At 60.5% G+C, this 21923-nt stretch carries 28 protein-coding genes and 1 pseudogene; 5 read left to right on the top strand and 24 right to left on the bottom strand.

Features of this window, described 5'->3' with window-relative positions:
• Positions 1–32 precede the first annotated feature (32 nt).
• The 4 genes from I6E81_RS00645 to I6E81_RS00630 form a co-directional block, all read right to left on the bottom strand.
• Positions 33–581 carry a MerR family transcriptional regulator gene (locus tag I6E81_RS00645; protein WP_197105506.1) on the bottom strand — a complete coding sequence of 183 codons (549 nt, stop codon included), beginning with the start codon at positions 579–581 and terminating at the stop codon, positions 33–35.
• Between the two features lie 225 nt (positions 582–806).
• Entirely contained in the window at positions 807–1505 is a 699-nt protein-coding gene (locus I6E81_RS00640) for a MerR family transcriptional regulator (protein ID WP_197105505.1), read from the bottom strand.
• A complete protein-coding gene (locus I6E81_RS00635; RefSeq protein ID WP_197105504.1) occupies positions 1505–2014 on the bottom strand; it encodes an FHA domain-containing protein in 510 nt (169 codons plus the stop codon). The genes I6E81_RS00640 and I6E81_RS00635 overlap by 1 nt, the downstream gene beginning before the upstream one ends.
• A gap of 44 nt (positions 2015–2058) precedes the next feature.
• Positions 2059–2643, bottom strand: a complete 585-nt coding sequence (locus tag I6E81_RS00630) for a CDP-alcohol phosphatidyltransferase family protein (RefSeq protein ID WP_197105503.1) — start codon at positions 2641–2643, stop codon at positions 2059–2061.
• 83 nt (positions 2644–2726) lie between these two features.
• On the opposite strand from I6E81_RS00630, the gene I6E81_RS00625 reads away from it, so the two are divergent.
• Together I6E81_RS00625 and I6E81_RS00620 are read left to right on the top strand one after the other, a co-directional pair.
• Positions 2727–3170 (top strand): hypothetical protein, encoded by a 444-nt coding sequence (locus I6E81_RS00625; protein WP_197105502.1) that lies wholly within the window; start codon positions 2727–2729, stop codon positions 3168–3170.
• A complete protein-coding gene (locus I6E81_RS00620) occupies positions 3170–3577 on the top strand; it encodes an RNA-binding S4 domain-containing protein (protein ID WP_197105501.1) in 408 nt (135 codons plus the stop codon). Before I6E81_RS00625 ends, I6E81_RS00620 begins: the two co-directional genes overlap by 1 nt.
• On the opposite strand, the gene I6E81_RS00615 is transcribed toward I6E81_RS00620, so the two are convergent.
• The 9 genes and pseudogenes from I6E81_RS00615 to I6E81_RS00580 all read right to left on the bottom strand — a co-directional run bounded on the left by I6E81_RS00615 (position 3574) and on the right by I6E81_RS00580 (position 9498).
• Positions 3574–4461, bottom strand: coding sequence for a cytochrome c biogenesis CcdA family protein (locus I6E81_RS00615; RefSeq protein WP_197105500.1), 888 nt, complete (start codon positions 4459–4461; stop codon positions 3574–3576). The genes I6E81_RS00620 and I6E81_RS00615 overlap by 4 nt on opposite strands.
• 2 nt (positions 4462–4463) lie before the next feature.
• Positions 4464–5225, bottom strand: a complete 762-nt coding sequence (locus tag I6E81_RS00610; RefSeq protein WP_197105499.1) for a thioredoxin domain-containing protein — start codon at positions 5223–5225, stop codon at positions 4464–4466.
• Between the two features lie 129 nt (positions 5226–5354).
• A pseudogene (locus tag I6E81_RS14280) lies at positions 5355–5459 on the bottom strand (DUF4287 domain-containing protein); the annotation flags it as partial.
• Between the two features lie 22 nt (positions 5460–5481).
• Positions 5482–5967, bottom strand: coding sequence for an SRPBCC domain-containing protein (locus I6E81_RS00605; RefSeq protein ID WP_197105498.1), 486 nt, complete (start codon positions 5965–5967; stop codon positions 5482–5484).
• Positions 5968–5982: 15 nt separating this feature from the next.
• Positions 5983–6378, bottom strand: coding sequence for a helix-turn-helix transcriptional regulator (locus tag I6E81_RS00600; RefSeq protein ID WP_197105497.1), 396 nt, complete (start codon positions 6376–6378; stop codon positions 5983–5985).
• Between the two features lie 81 nt (positions 6379–6459).
• Positions 6460–7245, bottom strand: coding sequence for a thioesterase family protein (locus I6E81_RS00595; protein ID WP_197105496.1), 786 nt, complete (start codon positions 7243–7245; stop codon positions 6460–6462).
• Between the two features lie 76 nt (positions 7246–7321).
• Positions 7322–7588 carry a Rho termination factor N-terminal domain-containing protein gene (locus I6E81_RS00590; RefSeq protein ID WP_197105495.1) on the bottom strand — a complete coding sequence of 89 codons (267 nt, stop codon included), beginning with the start codon at positions 7586–7588 and terminating at the stop codon, positions 7322–7324.
• 202 nt (positions 7589–7790) lie between these two features.
• Positions 7791–8882 (bottom strand): Rv2578c family radical SAM protein, encoded by a 1092-nt coding sequence (locus tag I6E81_RS00585; RefSeq protein ID WP_197105494.1) that lies wholly within the window; start codon positions 8880–8882, stop codon positions 7791–7793.
• Between the two features lie 52 nt (positions 8883–8934).
• Positions 8935–9498 (bottom strand): TetR/AcrR family transcriptional regulator, encoded by a 564-nt coding sequence (locus I6E81_RS00580; RefSeq protein WP_197105493.1) that lies wholly within the window; start codon positions 9496–9498, stop codon positions 8935–8937.
• Positions 9499–9580: 82 nt separating this feature from the next.
• Here I6E81_RS00580 and I6E81_RS00575 point away from each other — a divergent pair, with 82 nt between their 5' ends.
• Positions 9581–9937 (top strand): sulfur reduction protein DsrE, encoded by a 357-nt coding sequence (locus I6E81_RS00575; protein WP_197105492.1) that lies wholly within the window; start codon positions 9581–9583, stop codon positions 9935–9937.
• 76 nt (positions 9938–10013) lie between these two features.
• Here the strand turns inward: I6E81_RS00575 and I6E81_RS00570 are convergent, their stop codons facing one another.
• Positions 10014–10484, bottom strand: coding sequence for a hypothetical protein (locus I6E81_RS00570; protein WP_231603830.1), 471 nt, complete (start codon positions 10482–10484; stop codon positions 10014–10016).
• 124 nt (positions 10485–10608) lie between these two features.
• Here I6E81_RS00570 and I6E81_RS00565 point away from each other — a divergent pair, with 124 nt between their 5' ends.
• Positions 10609–11217 (top strand): GNAT family N-acetyltransferase, encoded by a 609-nt coding sequence (locus tag I6E81_RS00565; RefSeq protein WP_306790135.1) that lies wholly within the window; start codon positions 10609–10611, stop codon positions 11215–11217.
• Here the strand turns inward: I6E81_RS00565 and I6E81_RS00560 are convergent.
• On the bottom strand, positions 11211–12620 hold the full coding sequence (locus I6E81_RS00560) for an LLM class flavin-dependent oxidoreductase (protein ID WP_197105491.1): 1410 nt from the start codon (positions 12618–12620) through the stop codon (positions 11211–11213). The genes I6E81_RS00565 and I6E81_RS00560 overlap by 7 nt on opposite strands.
• A gap of 144 nt (positions 12621–12764) precedes the next feature.
• On the opposite strand from I6E81_RS00560, the gene I6E81_RS00555 reads away from it, so the two are divergent.
• A complete protein-coding gene (locus I6E81_RS00555; protein WP_197105490.1) occupies positions 12765–13349 on the top strand; it encodes a flavin reductase family protein in 585 nt (194 codons plus the stop codon).
• Positions 13350–13358: 9 nt separating this feature from the next.
• Here the strand turns inward: I6E81_RS00555 and I6E81_RS00550 are convergent, their stop codons facing one another.
• The 9 genes from I6E81_RS00550 to I6E81_RS00510 all read right to left on the bottom strand — a co-directional run bounded on the left by I6E81_RS00550 (position 13359) and on the right by I6E81_RS00510 (position 21885).
• Complete coding sequence (locus I6E81_RS00550) at positions 13359–13898, bottom strand: hypothetical protein (protein WP_197105489.1); 540 nt, start codon at positions 13896–13898, stop codon at positions 13359–13361.
• A gap of 109 nt (positions 13899–14007) precedes the next feature.
• On the bottom strand, positions 14008–14853 hold the full coding sequence (locus tag I6E81_RS00545) for a fumarylacetoacetate hydrolase family protein (RefSeq protein ID WP_197105488.1): 846 nt from the start codon (positions 14851–14853) through the stop codon (positions 14008–14010).
• 2 nt (positions 14854–14855) lie between these two features.
• Positions 14856–15233, bottom strand: a complete 378-nt coding sequence (locus I6E81_RS00540) for a RidA family protein (RefSeq protein ID WP_197105487.1) — start codon at positions 15231–15233, stop codon at positions 14856–14858.
• A gap of 36 nt (positions 15234–15269) precedes the next feature.
• The gene (locus I6E81_RS00535; protein WP_197107101.1) at positions 15270–16085 is read right to left on the bottom strand and encodes an ABC transporter ATP-binding protein; all 816 of its coding nucleotides are present in this window, start codon (positions 16083–16085) and stop codon (positions 15270–15272) included.
• Positions 16082–16924, bottom strand: a complete 843-nt coding sequence (locus I6E81_RS00530; RefSeq protein ID WP_197105486.1) for an ATP-binding cassette domain-containing protein — start codon at positions 16922–16924, stop codon at positions 16082–16084. The genes I6E81_RS00535 and I6E81_RS00530 overlap by 4 nt, the downstream gene beginning before the upstream one ends.
• A complete protein-coding gene (locus I6E81_RS00525) occupies positions 16921–18492 on the bottom strand; it encodes an amidohydrolase family protein (RefSeq protein ID WP_197105485.1) in 1572 nt (523 codons plus the stop codon). The genes I6E81_RS00530 and I6E81_RS00525 overlap by 4 nt, the downstream gene beginning before the upstream one ends.
• Positions 18489–19367 carry an ABC transporter permease gene (locus I6E81_RS00520; RefSeq protein ID WP_197105484.1) on the bottom strand — a complete coding sequence of 293 codons (879 nt, stop codon included), beginning with the start codon at positions 19365–19367 and terminating at the stop codon, positions 18489–18491. Before I6E81_RS00520 ends, I6E81_RS00525 begins: the two co-directional genes overlap by 4 nt.
• On the bottom strand, positions 19364–20314 hold the full coding sequence (locus I6E81_RS00515; protein ID WP_231603908.1) for an ABC transporter permease: 951 nt from the start codon (positions 20312–20314) through the stop codon (positions 19364–19366). The genes I6E81_RS00520 and I6E81_RS00515 overlap by 4 nt, the downstream gene beginning before the upstream one ends.
• 62 nt (positions 20315–20376) lie before the next feature.
• The gene (locus I6E81_RS00510) at positions 20377–21885 is read right to left on the bottom strand and encodes an ABC transporter substrate-binding protein (protein ID WP_197105482.1); all 1509 of its coding nucleotides are present in this window, start codon (positions 21883–21885) and stop codon (positions 20377–20379) included.
• Positions 21886–21923: the final 38 nt, after the last annotated feature.

Raw genomic sequence — 21923 nt, 5'->3', positions numbered from 1 at the left:
GGCGAGCCCGAAGAGGCTCTGGCGAGCGCTGTCTAGGAAGCGCGGGATGCGCGGCGCTTAGCCAACTCATCCATGGGGTCTTCACCCTTGACCGTGTCGAGGTCGATGAGGCTTGTTTCGACCTCACGCAGGACCTTGCCTACGGCGATGCCAAAGACACCCTGGCCGCGGCTGACGAGGTCAATAACTTCGTCGTTTGACGTGCACAAATAGACACCGGCACCGTCACTCATCAGAGTGGTCTGCGCGAGGTCGTGAATGCCTGACTCACGAAGTTGGTTAACGGCGATACGGATCTGCTGAAGCGAGATTCCCGTATCGAGGAGGCGCTTAACAAGTTTGAGCACCAAGATGTCGCGAAAGCCATAGAGTCGCTGCGAACCTGACCCTGCCGCGCTGCGGACAGTGGGCTCAACGAGCTGCGTGCGAGCCCAGTAATCGAGCTGACGATAGCTAATGCCGGCCGCCCGGGCAGCGACGGCGCCACGGTAGCCAGAGTTGTCGTCTAGGTCTGGCATTCCATCGGTAAAGAGGAGCCCAAGATCGTAGCGTGACTCTTCGCTACGGTTCACTTCACTCATGGCTTTGCCCCTTTAGTTCTGATTGATCAGCACGAAAACAACGAACCTTCATGTTGAAGTTGACGCTTAATGTTTCGTGTTACCCCACGGTAGTCACGCCCACTGCCTCTATCAACGACATTCGCAAAAAATCGGCGGCGTGTCGGAATCAGTCGGGTAAAACTGGGCCAACCTCGCGAAACCGCGTTCGGTGCGAGCCGAAAAACGGTCAACAGATCGACCGTACTACGAATCCAACCGACTGAGTGCGGATCGGATAAGACTGCTTCGAACAATCTCCAACTGGCCCGCAATTTCTCGCGCCATCTCCGCAGCACGTGCTCGACTTGACGCATCCTTGCGACGAGCAACCGGCATAAGAGCACTCTCGATAAGCCCCAGCTCCCGCTCTGCCGCCGCGCGGAAGCCACGAAGGTGTCGTGGCTCAATACCGCTGCGTTGGAGCTCTACAAGCGACTTGAGAACCGCAAGGGCATCTTCACCAAAAACATCGGAGGCAACAATGAGAGACGACGAAATAGCATCGCCCAACAGCATGGGGCTGGCGCCGGCTTCGCGGATCAGCTCATCGCGCGTGAGCTTGCGCTCAGCCGACAACATGGACGCGGCAGCAACCGCCCCGCCAGGCAGCTCAGGCGTGCGCCCGGCATCCATCTCTTCTAAATAGCCACGAATGACCTTCAGCGGAAGATAGTGGTCACGCTGCATCGTAAGAACAAAGCGCAAGCGCTCCATGTCTGCCGAAGAAAACTTGCGGTAACCCGAAGCAGTACGCGCCGGGGACACCAACTTGCGCTCTTCAAGAAAGCGCAGTTTTGAGGGAGTTAGATCAGGAAATTCAGGACTGAGCTTGGCAAGAACCTGCCCAATGCTCAGAAGCGCTGGTGCAGGAGTTGAACGCGTTTGACGCGCGACCCCAGCCACTAATTACCAGCCGCTGGCGCAAGATCGCGACGCGAAGGATAAAACGTGAGCTTGTACTTGCCGATCTGAACCTCAGCGCGGTCGCGAAGAACAGCAGTGGACTCAATGCGGTCGCCGCCAAGATAGGTGCCGTTGAGCGAGCCGAGGTCTTTGACCTCGAAGGCTGTGCCCGAACGCAAAAACTCGACATGGCGACGGGAGACCGTGACATCGTCAAGGAAAATATCGGCCTCAGGGTGACGGCCCACCGTGGTGACGTCAGCATCTAAGAGGAAACGGGCACCCACATTCGGGCCGCGACGGACAATCAACAGCGCAGAACCCGAAGGCAAGGCCGCGATCGCGTCTTGCTCGTCGACGGAAACATCAACACCCATAGCAGCTACCTGCGCCGCGAACTCGTGACTGTACGTAGCAGTGGTGTCGATCCGCTCGACAATAGGCTGCGCGGACGTCTCATTTGCCGACTCTACGTCGGCGCCGTGACCATTATTCATTGACTCAACCATCGCAAACCTCCCTGACTGACCAGCGTATCGGATCAGAACACAACTCAGACCCTCGGAAGACGAGAAATACGGACGGATTGCGCAACATAAATGAAGCCAGCCCACCAATACAAGAACGCGCCCCAGAGCGCGAACGCCCACCCGATTGGATCAGTGACCCCGGCGATAGCCGGGAAAGCTTGGCCCAGCATCAGAATCGGCAACGCATAGAACAGTGCCGCCGTGGCAACTTTGCCCAAATGGTGCACCGGTAGCGGGCCAAAACCGTAGTTCGCCGAGATGATTCCCAAAATCACCAGCATGATGTCGCGCCCGACGATAACCAAGAACATCCACCAGGGGATGACGTCGCGCGCGGCGAGACCAATCAACGCGGCAAAAATAAACAGTCGGTCGGCCGCCGGATCAAGCAACTGGCCGAGCCGCGTGATTTGGTTGAAACGACGAGCAATCACGCCATCGAGGTAGTCGCTCAGACTGGAGAACACAAGAACGATCAAAGCCAACGCGTCTTGGGCAGAAATGATCAGATATAAGAAGACCGGAACCAACGCGAGCCGGATGAAGCTCAAGACATTGGGCACAGTCCACACACGATCGCTGATCTCGGGTGAACTACGGGTGGCCACCTTCTGAGTCTAGCCAGCATCCGCACGCAAAATGCCGCGAATGCAACGCAAACTTGTCGCGACGCAGGCGTACCCTTGAATGCATGTCATGCATCCGCTTCAATACCCCAGCCCAGCGGGAACAAATGCGAGCAATGGCCCCCTCGATGCTCACGGCCGAGGAAGCCGCGGAACTTCACCCTGCGCCCGAGGTAACCGCGAGCAAAATCGCGAGGATCCGCATACTGGCGGCCGACCCCAATCCGAAAATTCGCGAGAGTGCCGCAAGTAACCACAACACGCCCATCGACGTGTTCGAAACGCTCGCCCGCGATACTGACGACGGGGTGCGCGCCTGTGTGGCTCGCAACGAATACGCTCCCTGCGACGTGCTTCGGATGCTCGCCGACGACCCCTCGGAGACCGTGCGCGGTTTCTTAGCAATCAACTTCTTTGTTCCCGAAGACACCATGCTCACACTCGCCGCGGACACCAGCGCCACTGTGCAGCGACTCGTGCAGTGGAAAACTGAACTCGCCTCCGTCTAATGGCTGCCGGAACAGTTCGCGTCGATAGCTGGTTGTGGGCGGTGCGCGTCTACAAGACTCGCTCTCAAGCGACCACCGCGTGCCGTGCTGGCCACGTAAAGATTGGTGGAGCGAGCGTAAAGGCAGCGCAAGCTGTAAAAGTCGGTGACCAAGTGCGCGTTCGTATCGCCGGATTCGACCGCATTTTGGTCGTCAAACAGACCATCGTGAAGCGCGTTTCGGCAGTGACCGCTGCCGAGAGCTATGTCGACGAGACTCCCCCACCGCCCACTCGCGAAGAGCGTGCCTTCGCACCGATGCGTGATCGTGGCGCCGGTCGTCCCACCAAACGTGAGCGACGCGAGCTCGAGAAGCTACGCGGCCGAGACAGCGCAGACACCGGCGACGAATGGATGACCGAGCTTTAGCTCGCCTCAGTCCGATCCTCGGGCGCCCCCGCGTGCGCTTGAGCCTGATGTTGCGCCTCCGAGCGGGCCCGACGTGACACTAGCCACACAACTACAGCGGCAGAGGCAGACACCGCAACCACCCCGAGCAAGAACACCACGTTATCGATGCTCGCGCCCGTTGTGGCGGCCCATGACTCTGCACGGTACTGAGCGGTAATCGGGACGAAACCGCCCAGCGACGCGGTTCCGTCGCTGACCAGCAGAAGGACGCCGATCCCGATCGTGAGCGCGCCAGAAATAATCATGGTCCACGAATTTGACCAGTTGCGGATCCTGAGCGTGCGCGGACGCAGCCAGGAACGCCCACGAGATCCCACCCGCTTCCACACCGCAGCAAGCACGAGTAGAGGCACCGTGAGCCCGAGCGCATAGAGCGTAAGCATGATGGCGCCGTACGCAGCGTTTCCACTCAGAGCCGCAACCGCAAGCACCGAACCAAGGATGGGGCCAGCGCAGACACCGGCGACCGCGTAAACCATGCCGAGGGCGAAAACGGAAACTGCAGAGGTTCGATCCGTCGCGGCATCCGCTTTTTCTGTTCGGCTGAAACCGGGAATCGGGATGCCGAACAGCTGAATTGCTCCAGCGACGATCACCACGATTGCAGCGCCAACCACGAGAGCACCGCGATGCTCATTAACGAGTGACCCCAGCGTGGCCGAAAACACTCCCAGCGGAACCAACGTGGTCACTAAACCACCAAAGAACAACCCCGTTCGGGCGAAAAGCTTTGCCGCTGAACCAAACGCATAGGCAAAAAACGCCGGCAGCAGCATGACCGAGCACGGGCTCAAGAGCGCAAATAACCCGCCGATGAACGCCCCGGCGTACCCGATGTCCACCGTTACTGGCCTGCCAATCGGAGTTGCTCATCGATCACGTCACGGAACACCTGAAGAGGCTGAGCACCCGCAATCGGCACATCGTCGATCACGATGGACGGCACACTCGAGACACCAATTTGCTGCGCTTCGGAAACGTTCGCTTGAACCCGAGCAATCAGAGCCGGACTGCTGAGGTCTGCCTCAAACTGAGCAAGGTCAGGAACCCCAATGTCGCGGGCGTACGCAAGAAGCTTTTCTCGGTCAATCTCGAGATGTCCCGTTTCGGGCGCCGATTCATACACCGCTGTGTTGTATTCCCAAAAAAGACCTTGCTCGCCCGCCGCGTGGGCTGCAACAGCCGCCATCACCGAGGTTTCACCAAAAATGGGGTAATCGCGCCATTCGATGCGCAGCTGCCCAGCGTCGACGTATTCGCTGATCAGCTCAGGAAGCGTCTCGCGCGACAACACACCGCAGAACGGACAGCGATAGTCCGCATATTCGACGAGCACGACGGGAGCATCAATCGCTCCCATTGCCGTGGGGTCTCCTTCGATTCGACGCGCCAAGTCGATCGTGGGCTCGCTGCCCTCTTCGGCGGAGACCGACGGCAATGCCTGAGGCGTTGACGATCCGGAGTTTGCCTGGGCCCCGGCTACGAACGCGACGGTGAGCAGCGCCAGCGCGCCGAGACCGCCGAGCAACATGCCGAGTTGCTTGCGAGAATACTTGCGGCGGCCCCGTGGAGCTCGGTTCGACTGTGGCTGGCCGCTGTTTTTCACGCTACAGATCCTCTCGGGGCACTCAACTACCCTGCTGCTCGACCCCAAGAAGAGTCATCCTCCACCCTACCCAGTGACGACGCACAGAAGCACCAGAGCACTGCCCGTCGGCATGCTCAGACCGCGCGGTTAGACCGGTTTGCTTGCCGCACCATCGAGCCACAGCGTGTCTGACTCGTCGCTATGCGTGCCCGAAGTGCCAACATGTTTGGAGTCGATACGAGCACCCTTTCTCGATGACTCGAGAAGCCTCCTCTTAGTCTGCGGCGAGCAGGGCGTCGATCTGGCCGATAGCCTCTCGCATGCCTTCTTCCATACCCATCTTCACCATCTCTTCGAGCTGCTCTGCTGACTCGAAGCCCGACAGGATCGTCAGCCGGGTGCCGCTGTCAATGGGCTCGAACGTTAGAAGAGCGGTCGTGACACCGATATCCCCCGATGGTTCGCCCTGGTCATCCGCAAACTCATCTTCGATGGAAACTTCGCGCGGCTCGGTAATCGACAAGATGCGCCACATACCGTGCATTCGCTCACCATCAGGACCTTGCATGAAGTAATGAGCGCGCCCACCCGGCACAAACTCGTAGCGCACGAAAGTTGCCGGCCACTCGGGCGGCCCCCACCAGCGCTCGAGCTGACGCGGATCGCTCACCAGCTGCCAAGCGCGCTCAAGAGACGCGGCAAGTTCGGTGGTCGTCGTCAGGGTGAGTGCTTCAGGATCAGTGTGAGTTGTGACGTTCATTGCTTCACCATTTCTTTAGTCGTGAGGGATATCGACCCGAGCCCCTGAACTCGTGGGGCTCGGTGGTGCCTCAGTGGTTGCGTCATCCCGCAACACGTCAGCCATTTGCAGTGCACGCTGCTTCCACACCGCTTCGAAGTGAGAAAGAAGCTTTTGGATGTGATGAATGGACGCGAGATTGCCGCTGACAATCTGCTCGCGACCCTGCCGGGACTTTGTCACCAACCCTGCTGCCTGCAGGACGGCCACGTGCTTTTGCACTGCGGCGAAACTCATGTCGTAGCGCTCGGCGAGACGCGACACTGAAGCATTTTCGTGCAACACGCGATCGATGATGTCACGTCGGGTGGCATCGGCGAGGGCGCGGAACATCGCGTCAACTTCGGAGTCTGTCAATTCATATACAACCATTTGGTTGTATATTATGGCAGCGGGAAAATCAGCGCAAGGGGTAGCGAGAAAACTCTCGCCGCAGGCGCGCGCTGGGGAACGCTAGACCTTACGCAGCGTCAAGATTTGCTCGGCGCGACCGAACGGCCCCTGCTCGTCGTGGAGCACCGTGGAGGTCAGGCCAATGCCATCCGAGCCAAAGTTCACCGCATTCTCGAGACCAAGCCACTCACCAGCCGGCAGTCGGTACAAGTGCACCTGCAGGTCGACGTTGGGGAAGGCATACCCGCCCGCCCCCGGTTTGACGCGAGTTGCGATGCCGTTGCTGGTGTCAACGAGGCCAGCCAACCGAGCAAAGTCGCTCACCGGCTCATCAGCGAGCAAGGGATAAGGGGTGCGCAACCACACCCGGCCGCTGCCGGCGACATGTTCAGGAAGCGCCCGCGCTTCAATCGATTGGATATAGCCGCCGGGCCACTCGGAGAGGTTCACTGGCTCCCCCGCGAGCTCACGGCCGGGCATCCGTTGGTCAACGATTCCCTCAACCTCTGAGGTATCCGAAATTTGGAGACGCCACGCCGTCGCGCGCACGGCAACACGGCCGCCCGCACTGAGCTCCGCCTGCACTAGTTCGATTGTTCGCCCTGGCCGCACCACCGACGCTACGATCTCGAAGTCGCCGACAGGGATGAGACCCAAGATCTCGTAACTAATGCGAGCGATGCGGAGGCCTTCGCGTGCCTCAAACGCTTCGAGGACGTGCGCCAGAATACCGGCGACCGGAGCCATGTGCTGCTCGTGCGGATTCCACGCACCCTGCGCGTGAATGGTCGACTCGAAATGGGTGGAATCGTGTCGGAGATAGTAAGACTCTGCTTGTGGGGTCACTCCCCCAGACTAGTTAGCTCGTCGCGCGCCGGCATCATTTCGAAGCCCGCACTGCCCACCGACCACGAGCGCACCTCTAGTGCGATCGAAGTAACTCGATCAATTCAGCCTTCCTGAGCGCCGAATACCCCTGGAGACCCAGTTCCCGGGCTCTCTTCTTAAGATCTGCCACGGTCCAATCGTCATAGGAACCTGCCTCGCCCCCGCGGTGTCCCACCTCGGAACGCCCGTCCCGCGCGGCAGCGTTAGAGATGCGAGCCGCCTTCTCCGCGGAAGCGCCGTCATCCCTCAACGACTCGTACAGTTCAGGATCCTTGAGGCGGGAGTTTTTGTTCTTAGGCATCTGCCTTCACCTTCCTGACGTTACCGACCACGGCGATAGTGAGTAAGTCGCGCTCTGGGCCGGGCGCCGCCGTTCGTGTTCTGCGAAACGTTACGCACCGCATCCGGCGTTATTGACGATTGTGCGCGAACGCTCAGCGAGCACGGACTGGATACCCAGCAAGATGGCGACTACAGCGACAGCGAGAGCGACGAAGACAGCGCTAGAAGAGGGTCGGTTGCGGCATTGCGCGCGCCGCCAGCTCGGGTGGCATTTCCTCGGCGATGAGCGAACGACCGACTAGACCGGAATGTACCGGCGTATGGGCACGGGAACCGACGATTCCTGTCGCGGGATCGAGCAGTGTTCGCTCCAGCCCGTGACGACGGATAATCGGCTTCAGCTTGGCGGCCAACCACTGGCGATATTCCTTCGGCGCATAGTTGCCTCGCGAATACATCGAACGATATTTGCCGAGCAGTTCAGGATGCGCCTGCTCAAGCCACCCGAGGTACCACTCCTTTGTTCCCGGCTTCAGATGCAGTGCCGAGTACGTAATTGAGGTTGCCCCGGCCTCTTTAGCCTGAGAAACGGCACGCTCAAGATGGTCTCGCGTGTCGGTCAAGAACGGCAGAATCGGCATCAAAAAGACAGCGCAATCGAGTCCAGCATCGCGCACAGCGCTCACCGTCGCCAAGCGAGCCTTCGCGGTAGGCGTGCCAGGCTCGACGGACTGCTGTAGCTCGTCGTCGTAAATCGCGATCGACATCCCTACATCAACAGGCACATGCTGGCTTGCCTCGGACAAGAGGTCAAGATCGCGCCGCAACAACGTGCCTTTCGTCAAGATTGACAGGGGCGTTCCGGATGCCGCAAGGGCGGCAATGATGCCGGGCATCAGCCGATACCGGCCCTCCGCGCGCTGGTACGGATCCGTATTCGTGCCGAGCGCGACCGGATGCCGACCCCAGCTGGGTTTGCTGAGCTCCTTAGCCAGAACCTCAGCCACGTTCACCTTGACGATGATCTGCGTGTCGAAGTCTTTGCCCGCGTCAAGATCGAGGAACTCGTGGGTCGGACGAGCGAAGCAATACGTGCACTGGTGCAGGCATCCGCGCATCGGATTGATCGTCCAACCGAAGGGCATATCGCTGGCCGTTGGCACTTTGTTGAGGGCGCTCTTGGCAAGTACTTCGTAAAAGGTGACGCCGTCGAACTCCGGGGTTCGCACCGTGCGCACCAAGTTGTTGAGCTTGGCGAGACCAGGCAGCGCGTCGGGGGCCTCGCTATTGACCTGCTGCCCACTCCATCGCATACCGTATATTCGAACACATGTTCGAATAGTGCGCAAGCCGACGCGCGCGAGCCTAGGCCGCAGACACCAGCTCCCGCGCGAACTGTGCAATATCGCGAACCTGGGCCGAATCTCTCGTGAGCTTGGCCGTCGTGAGCGCGCCGTCGTAAAGAACAATGAGCCGCGTGATCACGCCCTCGGCCGCATCCGGCCCCATGATGTGGGTCACATGAGTGCGAAGCACCCGACGGTATCGGGCAATCGATGACTGCACGTCAGCCATGTCGGGGCACTCGATGGCCGCATTAGTGAAGGGGCAGCCATAGAAAGTGCCCTCATCGACTTGATCGGCGACCGCGGTAAAGAGACGCGCGACGCGTTCTGCGGTCGAGGCGCGCTCGTCGTCGAACTCCGTCACCCGGTCCAACCAGGCATCCGCCTCTTCATCGAGGTATGCCGCGATGAGAGCTTCTTTGCTCGGGAAGTGGTGATACATGCTGCCTTTGGCAACTCCCGCTTTCGCGATCACCGTATCGATTCCGGTGGCATTGATGCCATGCGTGTAGAAGAGATCCGCCGCGGTAGCGAGGAGCTTCATTCGCGAAGTCACGCGGATCTGAGGAGTTTCTGAGGCCATGTTGCAATTCTAGACGAATCCGTCTATATTTTCTAGACGGATCCGTCTAGAAACGCTGGATGGCCAACACAAGGAGTTTTCAATGTCAGACCTCAAGATTGCCGTCGTCATCCTCGAAACGCTCGAGAACAACAACGCTCGCGTCTACCGCGGCCTCAAGACCGCCCTCGAATTCAAGGCCGCTGGCGACGACGTGATCGTCATGTTCGACGGTTCAGGCGTTGAAACCCTCGCGAAGATTGCTGACGCTAGCCACCCCATGCACGGGCTCGTTACCGCTCTTGGCGACACGATCATCGGTGCCTGCGAGTTCTGCTCCAAGTCGCACAACGTCTTCGAGCCCATTCGCGATGGCGGCTTCCCCCTGCTTTCCGACAACGGTGGCGAAGCCAGCGTTCGTAAGCTCGTCGTCGACGGCTACCAGATCTTGAACTACTAGCGCCAACTCCCCCGAGCAGCGCAACGGCCCGGCGTGACCCACCACGACGGTGGGCACCCGGGCCGTGCACAGTTCTTCATCGACGTGAAGCGAGAACGCGCACTGCAACCAATCCGAGGATGACACCGAAGATCATGTGGCCCATCAAGGACAAGAGCGCCGCGGTATCGATAGCGAAGAGCGCACCGCCGAGCATAAGCGGCATCATCATGAGGGGTCCAAGGACCCACCAGATCGCGCCGTAGACGAAACCGACGACCGCACCACGGGCGTAGTTCGTGAGAAGCAGGTTGCCGAAGAGGACCGTTAGCCCGATTCCGATCATGATCGAAATCATGAGGTGAACGAGGAATCCCACGACGGCCGATTCAGAACCAACCATCATGGCGAGCGTGGGCAGCATGCCCATCATTGCCATCATCATCCCGAAGACGACACCACCGGCAACACCGCCGACGACACCCGCCAGGATGCGACGACCGAACGTGGCGGAAGGGTGAGAGGTGCTGGATTTGTTCGCGGTGGTGGAATCATTTGTTGCAGTCATTGAACTACCTTTCCCGTAGGTGTTGCATGTAATTGGCGACACTACGGAAGGGGTGAGACGAGTTCAGCAATCTCGAATACACAGCGACGACCGAAACCGCGTCCGGTGTTGTCAACACCGAGGGATGGCGATAATTCGCCACACGATTGAGCACCGCTGGCTCGCGAGCAGCGCTAGCGCTGCTATCGTCGTGGGAGTGTTTTCTAAAGTGACTGTTCCGACAACTCTCCAGACGCGAGACGGCGAAATGATTCTTCGCTACTCCGCTCTTGGCGACATCGACACCATTCTGCAGCTCCTCGCAGACGACGCGATTAGCGCGCTTCGAGGCGACAACGCACGACCAGAAGACCGCCCCGCCTACGAAAAGGCGTTCCACGCCATCGCCACGACGCCCGCGAATGCCCTCCTCGTTGTCGAAGCGCCCTCAGGGGATGTCGTCGCCACCATGCAATTGACCGCCATTCCCGGAATGGCCCGCCGTGGCTCGCACCGCCTCCAAGTCGAAGCCGTGAGAGTAGCCGCGAGCCAGCGTTCGAGCGGAATCGGCGGCGCAATGATGCGCTGGGTTATCGATACCGCAGCGCCCACGCTCGGTGCCTCCCTCATCCAGCTCACTTCTGACGAAGCCCGCACCGACGCCCACCGGTTCTACACGAAGCTTGGCTTTGAGGCGTCTCACATTGGTTTCAAGTACGCCGTCGACCTGCACCGCGAAACCCCAGCTCAGTAAACGCGGGTTCGCGGTGCACTAGTCACGGCAGGTGACTCCTCACGCCGATAGCGTGCGCCCGCATGCTCCGCCGGCAGCCTGTTGCCACGCCCATGCAGCTTGTGGCGCAGCGTGCCTTCGACGTATTCCTCGGGATAGGTTCCGCGAGCCCGAAGCACCGGAATGACGTGCTCGACGACATCCTCAAACGTGCCCGGCGTGATCGCGTAGGCAAGGTTGAAGCCGTCGACATCCGTCTCTGCCACCCACGCCTCGAGCTCATCGGCGATCTCTTCGCCAGAGCCAATGATGAACGGCCCTAAACCACCAATCGCACCAAGCCGCGCGATGTCCCGAACCTTCCATTCGCTGCCGTCGTCATTGGCCTGCTGAAAGTTCGCCACCGTCGACTGGATTGCGTTGCTCTTGACATTGCCAATGGGCTCATCGAGGTCGTACTGCGAGAGGTCGATGCCCATCCATCCCGACATGAACACCAGCGCACCTTCTTCGCTGGCGTAGCTCAAGTAGTCGTCATACTTGGCGTGAGCCTTCTCCGTTGTCTCGTCCGTGATGATCGTCAGAAGCGTATAGATGCGCGCCGAGTAGCGATCGCGCCCTGCCTCTTCAAGAGCATCCCGGATGCGGCCCACCGTTGCTTTGAGCCCTGCCTTGGTCGATGCCGCGACGAAGATCGCCTCAGCGTTACCTGCGGCGAACTGGATTCCTCGCGGCGAAGCACCGGCCTGGTAAATGACCGGTGTTCGCTGCACCGACGGTTCTGACAAGTGGATGCCGGGAACAGTGAAATGTTTGCCCTTGTGCTCGATGTCATGCACCTTGCTGGGGTCAGTGAACACACCGGACTCCCGGTCACGAATCACAGCATCGTCTTCCCACGACCCCTCCCACAACTTGTAGAGCACCTCAAGGTATTCGTCAGCGTGGTCGTAGCGATCATCGTGTTCGAGCTGATCGTCGTTACCCATGTTGCGGGCAGCCGAGGGCAGGTAGCCGGTCACGACATTCCAACCGATCCGACCCTGCGTGAGGTGATCGAGCGTCGACATACGACGAGCAAAGGGGTAGGGATGCTCGTAGGCGGTTCCCGCCGTGATGCCGAATCCGAGGTTTTCCGTGACATGCGCCATGGCCGAGACGAGCAACAGCGGATCGTTCACCGGAACCTGGGCACCGTGGCGAATGGCGGCCTCATTCGAGCCGGCGTAGACGTCATAGGTGCCGAGGACATCCGCAATGAAGATGCCGTCAAAGGTTCCCTTTTCGAGCAGCTGCGCGAGTTCGGTCCAGTAATTGAGGTCTTTGTAACGCCACGATTGGTCGTCGGGATGGCGCCACATTCCGGAGGACTGGTGAGCGACGCAGTTCATATCGAAGGCGTTGAAGCGAATTTGTCTAGGCATGCCCTTATGGTGCGCCGCAGCATCCGATAGCGCACCTGAGCACGAAACAATCGGCGAAACAGAAGGACACATATCGACATATTCTCGCTTCGTCGCGTGCTCGGGTGCACGCTTGTCCGCATCCCCGAAACATTGGATGGACGAATGCACACGACAGCCCCCACTGCGCCTCGCACCGTCGAGCGCGCCCACCGCTCCGACGCCGATGCCCTGCCCGCCGCCGGGCTGAGTGCGGCCGAGTTTGCGGCTGCCTTTCGCCAGTATCCAGGTGGAGTTGCGATTGTGACGGCCGACTCTCCCCTCGGCCCTGTCGCCGTCACTGTGACGTCGATTGTGTCTGTGAGTGCGGATCCCCCGCTATTTGCGTTCTCCATTGGACATCAGGCATCCACCGCTACGGGGATCCGGAACGCGGATTCCTACGTCGTTCACTTTCTCAGCAGTGAACAATTGCCGATCGCGGAGCTGTGCGCGACAAGTGGCATCGATCGGTTCGCCGACCGCTCGCTGTGGTCGCGGCTGCCGAGCGGTGAGCCATACTTTCCGAGCGCTCCTGTGCGGATTGTTGGCCAGCGGGTCGATCAACTCGACACGGCGTCCGCGTCGTTAATTCTGGTTTTGGCGCAGGCGTCTCATGTGGGAAGCGAAACGGATGCTGCTCCCCCGCTGGTCTACCACGACCGCGGCTGGCACGAACTCGGCGAGCACTCGCAACTCGGGAAACGCTAGCTCCAGACTTTAGCTTGCAGTCGTTTCTGCCGCGTGGGCAGGCGCAGCGTCCTTGTCATCGCCCCAGCTCTCGACGAGCGTGATGCGGCCGCGGGATTCCTTGACCGCGAGCACCAGCGCGATGATACCGGTCGCTATTCCGATGACTCCCAGCGGGTTCGCGATACCGATGGCAATGCCGAGAGCGGGTTCGTTCGGCCCACTCACGATTGTTTGCAGACCTTCTGGGGTGTTATCCGGAATCATGAGCCCCAGCAAGAACGCACAAACGCCGGAGGAAATGAGCATCGCGTGGGTGATGGGTCGCGTGCCGAAACCGCGAGTCTGCGTGCGCCGCATAGCCAGCCCGACGAGTACAAATACGACGCCGAACAGTATTCCAAGCGTTGTCGCATAGACGATGGTGAGATCTCCACCGATGCCAAAGAGATGGCGGCCGAAAGAGACCCAGCCAGCCACCGCGATCCCGAAGCCAATCACGGCGACACCCGTGCGGCCAGATCCGGGCTCTCCTGGAGTCTCTCGAACTCGAATAGCGCTATACGTCACTGGCAATCCTTAATCTTGCGGCGTGTGATCAATCGTAGCGATGACGAAACAGAAGGCGCGCCTCTCCCCACGAGAGACGCGCCTTCGTCAGAGAAGCAACGAGCGTGAGCTACGGAGCTACGCACTCCTGAGACATCGTTCCCAACCCGGTAATTGCGCTGCGCACAACTTCGCCCGCGCGCAAATAGCGGGGCGGGTTCTGGCCGAAACCGACGCCGGGCGGTGTGCCGGTGAAGATCACATCGCCGGGGCGCAACTCGACAATGGACGAGAGTTCACTGACGAGTCGCGGCACAGAAAACACCATGTCGTTCATCGGTGCGGTCTGCACGAGAGCATCATCGATCCAACATTCGAGAGTGATCGATGACTGCTCCAGAAAGCTTTCCGTGTCAACGAACACTGGCCCGAGTGGTGCAAACCCTGCGAACGACTTGCCGAGCGAAAACTGCGGTGGCACTCCTCGCATCTGCACGTCGCGCGCCGAATAGTCCTGACCAATGCAGAAGCCTGCGATCGCCGCGAGTCCGTCGGCTTCGGCTATGTTGCGACCGCCAGAGCCCACGACAGCGACCAGCTCCACTTCCCAATCGACACTGCCGGTCGGCAATTCGAGCGGCTCAAACGGGCCCGAGATTGACGACGCAAACTTTGTGAAGACCATCGGATGCTCCGGAACGTTAAACCCAGACTCCACAGCGTGATCAACATAGTTGAGTCCGACCGCGAAAATCTGCTGCGGGGCGTGCGCGAGCGCACCCCACTGAGCAGGTTCAACTTCGGACTCGCTACGGTCGCTTGCTACGGCATCCGCCGCCCACGCCTGGAACGGCGCCCAGTCGCGGTAGAGCTCGTCGACCGTGGCCGAGAATCGACCAGCACTCGCACGCTCGATATCGACAACGGTGCCGTCGACGAGGAGCGACGATCGCCCGTCAATGACTGCGAGACGCATTGCTATTTCTCGGGAAGCGCGACGATCGCGTCGAGCTCAACGTCGAAGCCACGAAGGTTGGCCTGAATCGTCGTGCGCGCCGGGAGCGGTGCCGTGAGGAACTCTGCCGCGATCTCGTTGAACTCAGCGAAGTCATCGAGCGTCTTGAGGTACACGCCGTAACGTACGGTGTTTTCAAGGCTCGTACCGGCAGCCTGAGCAACGGTCTCGAGGTTGCGGAAGGTCTGGCGAACCTGCTCAGCGAAGGTCTCGCCGACGCGGTTGCTGTCTTTATCGAACGGGCCCTGACCGGCAAGGAACACGAGCGAGCCTGCGACGACAGCAGAGCTGTAGGTGCCGGCGGGCTGAGGAGCGTCTGGGGTGGTGATTGCGTGGAACATTGATGCCTTTCTTTGGGGTTGGTTGGGGTGCCCGCACTAAACCGTGCGGGGCTGATCGCCATGAAGGCGAGGAACTGACGCGAGAAGTTTCTTGGTGTAGTCGTGCTGAGGTGAGGTAAGAATGTCGGCGGCCGCGCCTGATTCGACGACTTCACCGTGATACATCACGTAGACGTAGTCGCAGAATCGCGCAACAACGCCCATGTCGTGAGTGATCATGAGCACCGCCATGCCGCGATCGTCAGCGAGAGCACCGATGGTCTCGAGCACTGCAGCTTGCACGGTCACGTCGAGCGCACTCGTCGCTTCATCCGCAATAAGCAGTCGGGGTGACGATGCGATCGCCATCGCGATCATGATGCGTTGGCGCATTCCGCCGCTGAGCTCGTGAGGGTACTGACGGTAGACCGCAGCGGGGTTGCGGATACCGACCGCATCCAAACTCTCGATAACGAGAGCCTTGGCCGTCTTTCGCAGCTCGGGGCGGTGCGCCACGAGAACGTCGCGCACTTGGTGCCCTACTCGGAACACCGGGTTGAGCACCGACATCGGGTCCTGGAAGATCATCGAGGCTTTCGCACCACGTACGCCCTGGATCGCCGAGAGCGGCGCTTTGAGAAGTTCACGACCATCGAGGGTGATGGACGATTCCTCGCCATAGTGGGCGATTCGTTCGTCATTCAAGCGCAACACCGACATCGCAGTGACCGACTTGCCGGAGCCCGATTCGCCAATGATTCCCACGCGAGTTCCCGCCTCGACGCGAATGGAAACACCGCGCACAGCGGGCGGGGCGGATGCCGAGAACCGTACCGAAAGGTCCCGGATTTCTAAGAGTGCTTGGTCGCTCATGCGCGGCTCCTCGTCACGTTTATCGGGCTAGTGAGATCGGGGTCGATCGACAGCGGACGGTGCCGCGACGCCGGATCGGGCTCAAGAACCGCTTCGATCAAGGCACGAGTGTAAGGGTGCTGCGGGTTGCTGAAGACTTCATCAGACGTTCCGTACTCCACAATCTCCCCCAAGTACATGACAGCGACTCGATGCGACATGGCGCGCACGACGCCCAGGTTGTGGGCAATAAACAGGTACGCGATTCCTTGAGTGCGTTGGAGCTCTTGAAGAAGTTCGAGCACTTGAGCTTGCACCGATACATCGAGCGCACTGGTCGGTTCGTCGCAGACGATCAGCGACGGGCTAACGCCAAGCGCCCGGGCAATCGCGATGCGCTGGCGTTGACCACCAGAGAACTCGTGTGGGTAGCGGCCTGCCATCTCCACCGACAGCCCAACTTGCTCGAGCAGTTCGCCCACGCGGGCACGGGCGCCTGAGCGCGGCACGATCTTGTGTACCAGCATGGGCTCCGCGATTTGCCGACCGACCGTCATCCGCGGGTCAAGTGTGGCGTACGGGTCTTGAAAGATCATCTGCAGGTCGCTGCGGATAGCGCGCATGCGGGTCGGCGTCACTTCGGCAAGGTTCTCACCTTGGTAGGTGATGGTTCCTTTGAAAGGCATCAATCCGAGCACGGCGCGCGCGACGGTCGACTTGCCCGACCCTGATTCGCCCACGAGCCCGACCGTCTCGCCGGCGGCGAGGGACAGCGAGACGTTATTGACGGCGGGCTTAGCGTTGCCCGTGCCATAGCGAACCGTGAGGTCTGAAATTTCTAGTAACGGTGAAGGGGTCATGCTGTTCTCCTTCTCAAGACGTGGCCAGGCAATTCATGGGTGTGACGGCCGTCGCGCACTACCCGTACGCCGTTCACAAAAACGTGGGTGACTCCTTGCGGCGCTTCCAATGGGGACGCGTAGGTTGCCCGGTCCGCAACGGTCGACGCATCGAATACCGTGACGTCAGCGCACGCACCCACAGCGAGCACGCCGCGGTCGGTGAAGCCCAGTCGAGCTGCCGGCTTCGCAGTCATCTTGTGCACGATCTCCACGGTGGTCATGCCAGCACGCGAGAGTTCGTCGAACGAACGCGGGAAGGTACCGATCGACCGCGGATGAGGCAGATTGGCCTCGTGGGTCAGGCTGAGGGCGAGCCCGTCCGATGCCACAGAAACGAGCGGATGCTGCAGTACCCGGAGTGCGTCGACGGGACGCGTACCGACGACAATCACGTCAACGTTGAGATCGTTCGCACTGAGGAGTTCCACAGCGAGGGCGCCCCACGACTGGTGAGCGGAGTCAGCAACCAGTTCTGCGAGCGTCTTGCTGACCGCGAGAGGAGTCGCCGAAGCCTTAGCGACCGTGATGGCTTCCGGTGGGAACCCTGCTCCCGACTCGAGCATCCCGGCAACGGCGGCCGGAGCCTCGGCAATGCGCTGGGCGATCTCGGCCACGGGAAGTGCTCGCAGCTCGGTCGGTAAGAGTTGAAGCATTGTGGTGTGACCGGCGAGATACGGATACGCATCGGCCTGAACATCGACCTCCGCGTTCTCGACGAGATCGATCGCGGCGTCAAGGGCGCTGCCATCGTCATCGCGGATTGAGCGAAAGTGGGAGATCTGGAGGCGTGCTCCGGAGGTCTCGGCGATCTGCAGCGCCTCGGTTACGGCAGCGGCTAGCCCATCGCCGTCGTAGGCACGCATGTGCATACTGAGCAAGGCGTTGTGCTGAGCGATCGAACGTGCGAGTTCAGTCAGTTCGTCCACGGGGCTCAGCTCGCCCGGCGAGTACATGAGGCCCAGGCTCAAGCCCCACGCGCCTGCCGCTAGTGCCTCCTGCAGCTCGGCGACCATGATCGCCCGTTGCTCGTTTTCCTGACCGGCGCCGAGCCCCGCCCGGGTCTGCGCGGCGAGCACAATTGTTCCGTGCCCCACCAGTGGTGCGACATTCGTCGCCGCCGGTGTGCTGTCGAGCGCGGCAAAGTACTCGCTTACCGAGTTCCAGTGCACGTCGACGTCAGCGACGATATCCACCGGGCCGATGATGGCGCGTACGTCGCCGGGGTTGCCGCGGATCGGCGCCGGGCTCAACCCGCAGTTGCCAATCACTTCGGTAGTGATGCCCTGCAGTACCCGAGATTCACATTCGGGGTACGCAAAACGGGTGAGATCGGAGTGCGTGTGGATGTCGATGAATCCTGGCGCCACGATGAGGCCGGCGCAGTCCACGACCACGTCGGCATCGCCCTCGGGAAAGTGACCGATGCCGGCGATCATTCCGTCGGCGATCAGCACGTCGGCGTCGAACAGCGGGGCGCCAGTTCCGTCGGCGACCTGCCCTCCGCGCAAGAGCGTGATGTGGGTCATGAGCGGCGCCGCCGTCTCATGGGGTTGGCGGATTCAGCGATCAGTTCGCCAGCGAACATCAGCACGGCAGCGACGAAGGTGATGACAAGGCCCGCCGAGATCGCGTACCAGGGAGACGTGACGTAGTAGTTCTTCGAAGCCTCAAGGATCGTGCCCCACGTGGAGGCGGGCAGATCGACGCCCAAACCGAGGTAGCTCAGACCGGCTTCGATCAGAATGGCTTCTGCCATCAGCGTGGGGATCAGCGTCAACAGTGGACCGGCGGAGTTAGGAAGCACGTGGAGGCCCAAGATTTGAGTCGGTCGCACTCCCCCGACCCGCAGTGCTGTCACGAACTCGCGCTCCTTGAGACTGCGCGTTTGCGCTCGCATCAAAAGAAAGACGCGAGGGAAGAAGAGGAACCCAATAATGACCGTGAGCGACAGACTCGTGGTGCCGAAGCTCGCGACCATCAGAATGGCAAAGAGCACGAGAGGGAAAGCGAGCGTCGCCGAAGCGACACTCGTGAACGCGCCATCCACAAACCGTCCGGCGTTTCCGGCGATGAGGCCGGTGGGGAGACCGATGACGAGAGCAACGAGAACGCTGCCCGCCGCGATCACGAGTTCGAGTTGAGTGGAGTACACGAGTCGAGCCCAAACGTCGGCGCCCGCTTCATCCGTTCCCAGCGGATGCGCAAAACTCGGAGACAACAGGATGGACGACGCGTCAATCGCCGACGGCGAGTACGGGCTGAAGAGTGAGGGCCAGACCGCCATGAAAAGGGCTATCACGCCGACGACAATGAGCGAGAGTCTCGCGGGGCCGACGGCGGCGATGACAGCGAAGGTGCGCGACAGGGGTGTTCCGCTCGTGCGGGGTTCTGTGAGTGTCATTCTGTGATCCTCGGGTCGACGAGACGGTAAGCGAGGTCTGCGAGGTAACCAACGAGCAGCACCACAATCGTGGTGAGCAAGACGGCGCCCTGCACTACTTGGTAGTCACGGTTGAGAACGCTCGACAGCAGGAGTTGGCCGATGCCGCCGAGGCCAAAGACGGCCTCCACGAGCACGGCGCCTCCGACGAGCGCTCCGATCTGTACTCCCACGATCGTGATCATCGGGGTGACAGCATTGCGCATGGCGTAGATAAAGACTCGGCGCGGTGTCGAAATGCCCATGGCCAGCGCTGTGCGCATGTAGTCCTGACGGAGAACGTCGGAGGCTTCGGCATAGACGAATCTCGTCAACACTCCCCCTAGGAAGATCGCCAGCGTCGTGACCGGCAGAATCATCTGGATGAAGAATTCCCCGAAGTCCTCGAAGGGGCTGGTGAATCCACCCGACGGCAGAATGTCGAGCGTGACCGAGAAGATGATGATGAGGAACAGGCCGAGCCAGACCGCAGGAATCGCGATCGCCAATGTCGTAACCAGACGCACTGCCCGGTCGACGATTCCGTTGCGGAAGTACGCAGCGGCCATTCCGAAGATTATGGAGAGCGGTACGGCAATGAGCACGGCTCCCAGGATGAGGAACAACGTGGGCGGAACAGCGCCCGCTACGAGTTCAACGACGGCTACCCCGCTGCGGCTCGAGACTCCAAAGTCTCCGCGCAGTATGTCGCCAAGCCAGATGCCGTACTGAACCGGCCAGGGCTGGTCGAGCCCCATTTCTGTTCGTAACCGCGCCAGCGTTTCCGCCGCATCCGGCCGCCCCGCCTGGGGACCGAGCAGCAGAACTGCCGGATCCCCAGGGGTGAGCCGAAGAGCGAGGAAGGCGAACACCGAGACGAACCACAAGACCACGGCGAGCTTTGCCGCCTCTATTCCTGCGCGTCGCATGATTTTCACGATGCTGCCTCCCTCGTTTCTTCTTCGTGTTGCGTGCTGTGTTGTGCGCGGTATTACTTGCTGACGGTGACCTGCGAGAGCAGAGCCCAGCCGAGCGGGTTGACCTCGTAGCCCGAGACATCCGGACCAGCGATCGAAGCAACCGGGGTCGACTGCACGATCATGATGGGGAGTTCGTCAACGAGAATCTGCTGGAGTTCGCCGTAGAGCTCGCCCCGAGTTGCCTCGTCAGAGACGCGGGTAGCGTCAAGAACGAGATCGGATACCGTCTGGTTCTGGTAGTCATCCGCAAGGTGCGGAGTCATGATGATGTCGAAGAAGGAGTGGGGGTCCGCTCCTACGTTGAACACATTCCAGGTGGCGTCATAGCCGCGGCTAACGTAAGCGTCGAGCCAAACCGAAATCTCTGTGATGTTGACGTTCAAGGTCACATCGATTTCAGCCAAGGATGCCTGCCAGACGCGGGCGAGCTGTTCAGCTTCCGGGAAGCCGGAAGGTACTTCGAGCGAGAACTCGAGGTCAGACTCGCCAGCAGCAGCGAGCATTGTCGCGGCCTTGTCGAGGTCGTACTCGTAGCCATCCTGCTCGGAGTAGGCCCAGCTGCTCTCAGGCAACGGGCTCCAGCTGCTCGAGCCGCCGCCACCGTAGGCGATGTCCCGAATGGAGTCCTTGTCAAGGGCGTGTGCCAGAGCCTGGCGCACCATCGGGTCAGCAAGCTTTCCCGATGAGTTGAACTCGATCAGCGAGAGGCTGTTCGATGCCACTGGCTCCACGAGGGAGGCCCGGTCGGCGTCGAGCTGTGACACCGTCGCGGCCGATGCGCTGGCAAGAATGTCAACGCTTCCGCTGTAGAGGTTGTTGAGCGCGACCTGCTGGTCGGTGATTGGCTGCAATCGAAGAGTTTCCGTCGGCGACACATCACCGAAGTAGTCATCGAAGCTGGTCAGCACGATCTCAGTGTTCGCCGTCCAGCTCTCGAACTCGTACGGGCCTGAGCCCACCGGGTCAGAAGTGGCGGTTTCGAAGCTCGAGGGAGCCACGATGGCGATCGATGCGAGCCCTGCGAGGAACGTAGCATCCGGGTTGTTGAGGGTGATGACGACAGTCGACTCATCCGTTGCCTCGTACGAGGCGACGTCGGCAAGACGGCCCGACCAGATGGAGTCTTCTGCTGTGCCGGCGCGCTCCATCGAAGCGATGACAGCATCAGCGTCAACTGAGGTTCCGTCGTGGAATACGGCATCCGGCGCTAGGCTGAACGTGAACACCGTTGCGTCTTCGTTTACCTCGTACGTCGCGAGGTCGGGCTGAAGCTTCAGCTCGGCGTCGTAGTCGACGAGAGACGAGAACACGAGCTCACGAATCGCAAATTCGAAGATGATGAGCTGATTGGTGTGAGGATCGAAGTTGTCAATGTCGCCCGCCAGAGCTACGACTACCTCATCCTTGATTGCTGCTGGGTCGTCGTTATTCGATGACTCAGCAGCGCATCCTGTAAGCACGAGCGAACTTACTGCGGCAAGGCCGATCAACGACCGACGCCATGGTGACTTGTTACTCATTGCGCTACCTTTCTGTTACTTCTCTTGGTTGGTGCAGG

Source organism: Salinibacterium sp. NG22 (assembly GCF_015864925.1).
Classification (GTDB): Bacteria; Actinomycetota; Actinomycetes; order Actinomycetales; family Microbacteriaceae; genus Rhodoglobus.
This window is presented reverse-complemented; position numbering and strand designations above follow the sequence as displayed.

Excerpts from the sequence above, each read along its gene's own strand:
- I6E81_RS00645 (WP_197105506.1), bottom strand. The coding sequence starts at position 581 with ATGAGTGAAGTGAACCGTAGCGAAGAGTCACGCTACGATCTTGGGCTC.
- I6E81_RS00635 (WP_197105504.1), bottom strand. The coding sequence starts at position 2,014 with ATGGTTGAGTCAATGAATAATGGTCACGGCGCCGACGTAGAGTCGGCA.
- I6E81_RS00625 (WP_197105502.1), top strand. The coding sequence starts at position 2,727 with ATGTCATGCATCCGCTTCAATACCCCAGCCCAGCGGGAACAAATGCGA.
- I6E81_RS00620 (WP_197105501.1), top strand. The coding sequence starts at position 3,170 with ATGGCTGCCGGAACAGTTCGCGTCGATAGCTGGTTGTGGGCGGTGCGC.
- I6E81_RS00605 (WP_197105498.1), bottom strand. The coding sequence starts at position 5,967 with ATGAACGTCACAACTCACACTGATCCTGAAGCACTCACCCTGACGACG.
- I6E81_RS00600 (WP_197105497.1), bottom strand. The coding sequence starts at position 6,378 with ATGGTTGTATATGAATTGACAGACTCCGAAGTTGACGCGATGTTCCGC.
- I6E81_RS00590 (WP_197105495.1), bottom strand. The coding sequence starts at position 7,588 with ATGCCTAAGAACAAAAACTCCCGCCTCAAGGATCCTGAACTGTACGAG.
- I6E81_RS00585 (WP_197105494.1), bottom strand. The coding sequence starts at position 8,882 with ATGCGATGGAGTGGGCAGCAGGTCAATAGCGAGGCCCCCGACGCGCTG.
- I6E81_RS00580 (WP_197105493.1), bottom strand. The coding sequence starts at position 9,498 with ATGGCCTCAGAAACTCCTCAGATCCGCGTGACTTCGCGAATGAAGCTC.
- I6E81_RS00575 (WP_197105492.1), top strand. The coding sequence starts at position 9,581 with ATGTCAGACCTCAAGATTGCCGTCGTCATCCTCGAAACGCTCGAGAAC.
- I6E81_RS00570 (WP_231603830.1), bottom strand. The coding sequence starts at position 10,484 with ATGACTGCAACAAATGATTCCACCACCGCGAACAAATCCAGCACCTCT.
- I6E81_RS00565 (WP_306790135.1), top strand. The coding sequence starts at position 10,609 with ATGGCGATAATTCGCCACACGATTGAGCACCGCTGGCTCGCGAGCAGC.
- I6E81_RS00560 (WP_197105491.1), bottom strand. The coding sequence starts at position 12,620 with ATGCCTAGACAAATTCGCTTCAACGCCTTCGATATGAACTGCGTCGCT.
- I6E81_RS00555 (WP_197105490.1), top strand. The coding sequence starts at position 12,765 with ATGCACACGACAGCCCCCACTGCGCCTCGCACCGTCGAGCGCGCCCAC.
- I6E81_RS00545 (WP_197105488.1), bottom strand. The coding sequence starts at position 14,853 with ATGCGTCTCGCAGTCATTGACGGGCGATCGTCGCTCCTCGTCGACGGC.
- I6E81_RS00540 (WP_197105487.1), bottom strand. The coding sequence starts at position 15,233 with ATGTTCCACGCAATCACCACCCCAGACGCTCCTCAGCCCGCCGGCACC.
- I6E81_RS00535 (WP_197107101.1), bottom strand. The coding sequence starts at position 16,085 with ATGAGCGACCAAGCACTCTTAGAAATCCGGGACCTTTCGGTACGGTTC.
- I6E81_RS00530 (WP_197105486.1), bottom strand. The coding sequence starts at position 16,924 with ATGACCCCTTCACCGTTACTAGAAATTTCAGACCTCACGGTTCGCTAT.
- I6E81_RS00525 (WP_197105485.1), bottom strand. The coding sequence starts at position 18,492 with ATGACCCACATCACGCTCTTGCGCGGAGGGCAGGTCGCCGACGGAACT.
- I6E81_RS00520 (WP_197105484.1), bottom strand. The coding sequence starts at position 19,367 with ATGACACTCACAGAACCCCGCACGAGCGGAACACCCCTGTCGCGCACC.
- I6E81_RS00515 (WP_231603908.1), bottom strand. The coding sequence starts at position 20,314 with ATGCGACGCGCAGGAATAGAGGCGGCAAAGCTCGCCGTGGTCTTGTGG.
- I6E81_RS00510 (WP_197105482.1), bottom strand. The coding sequence starts at position 21,885 with ATGAGTAACAAGTCACCATGGCGTCGGTCGTTGATCGGCCTTGCCGCA.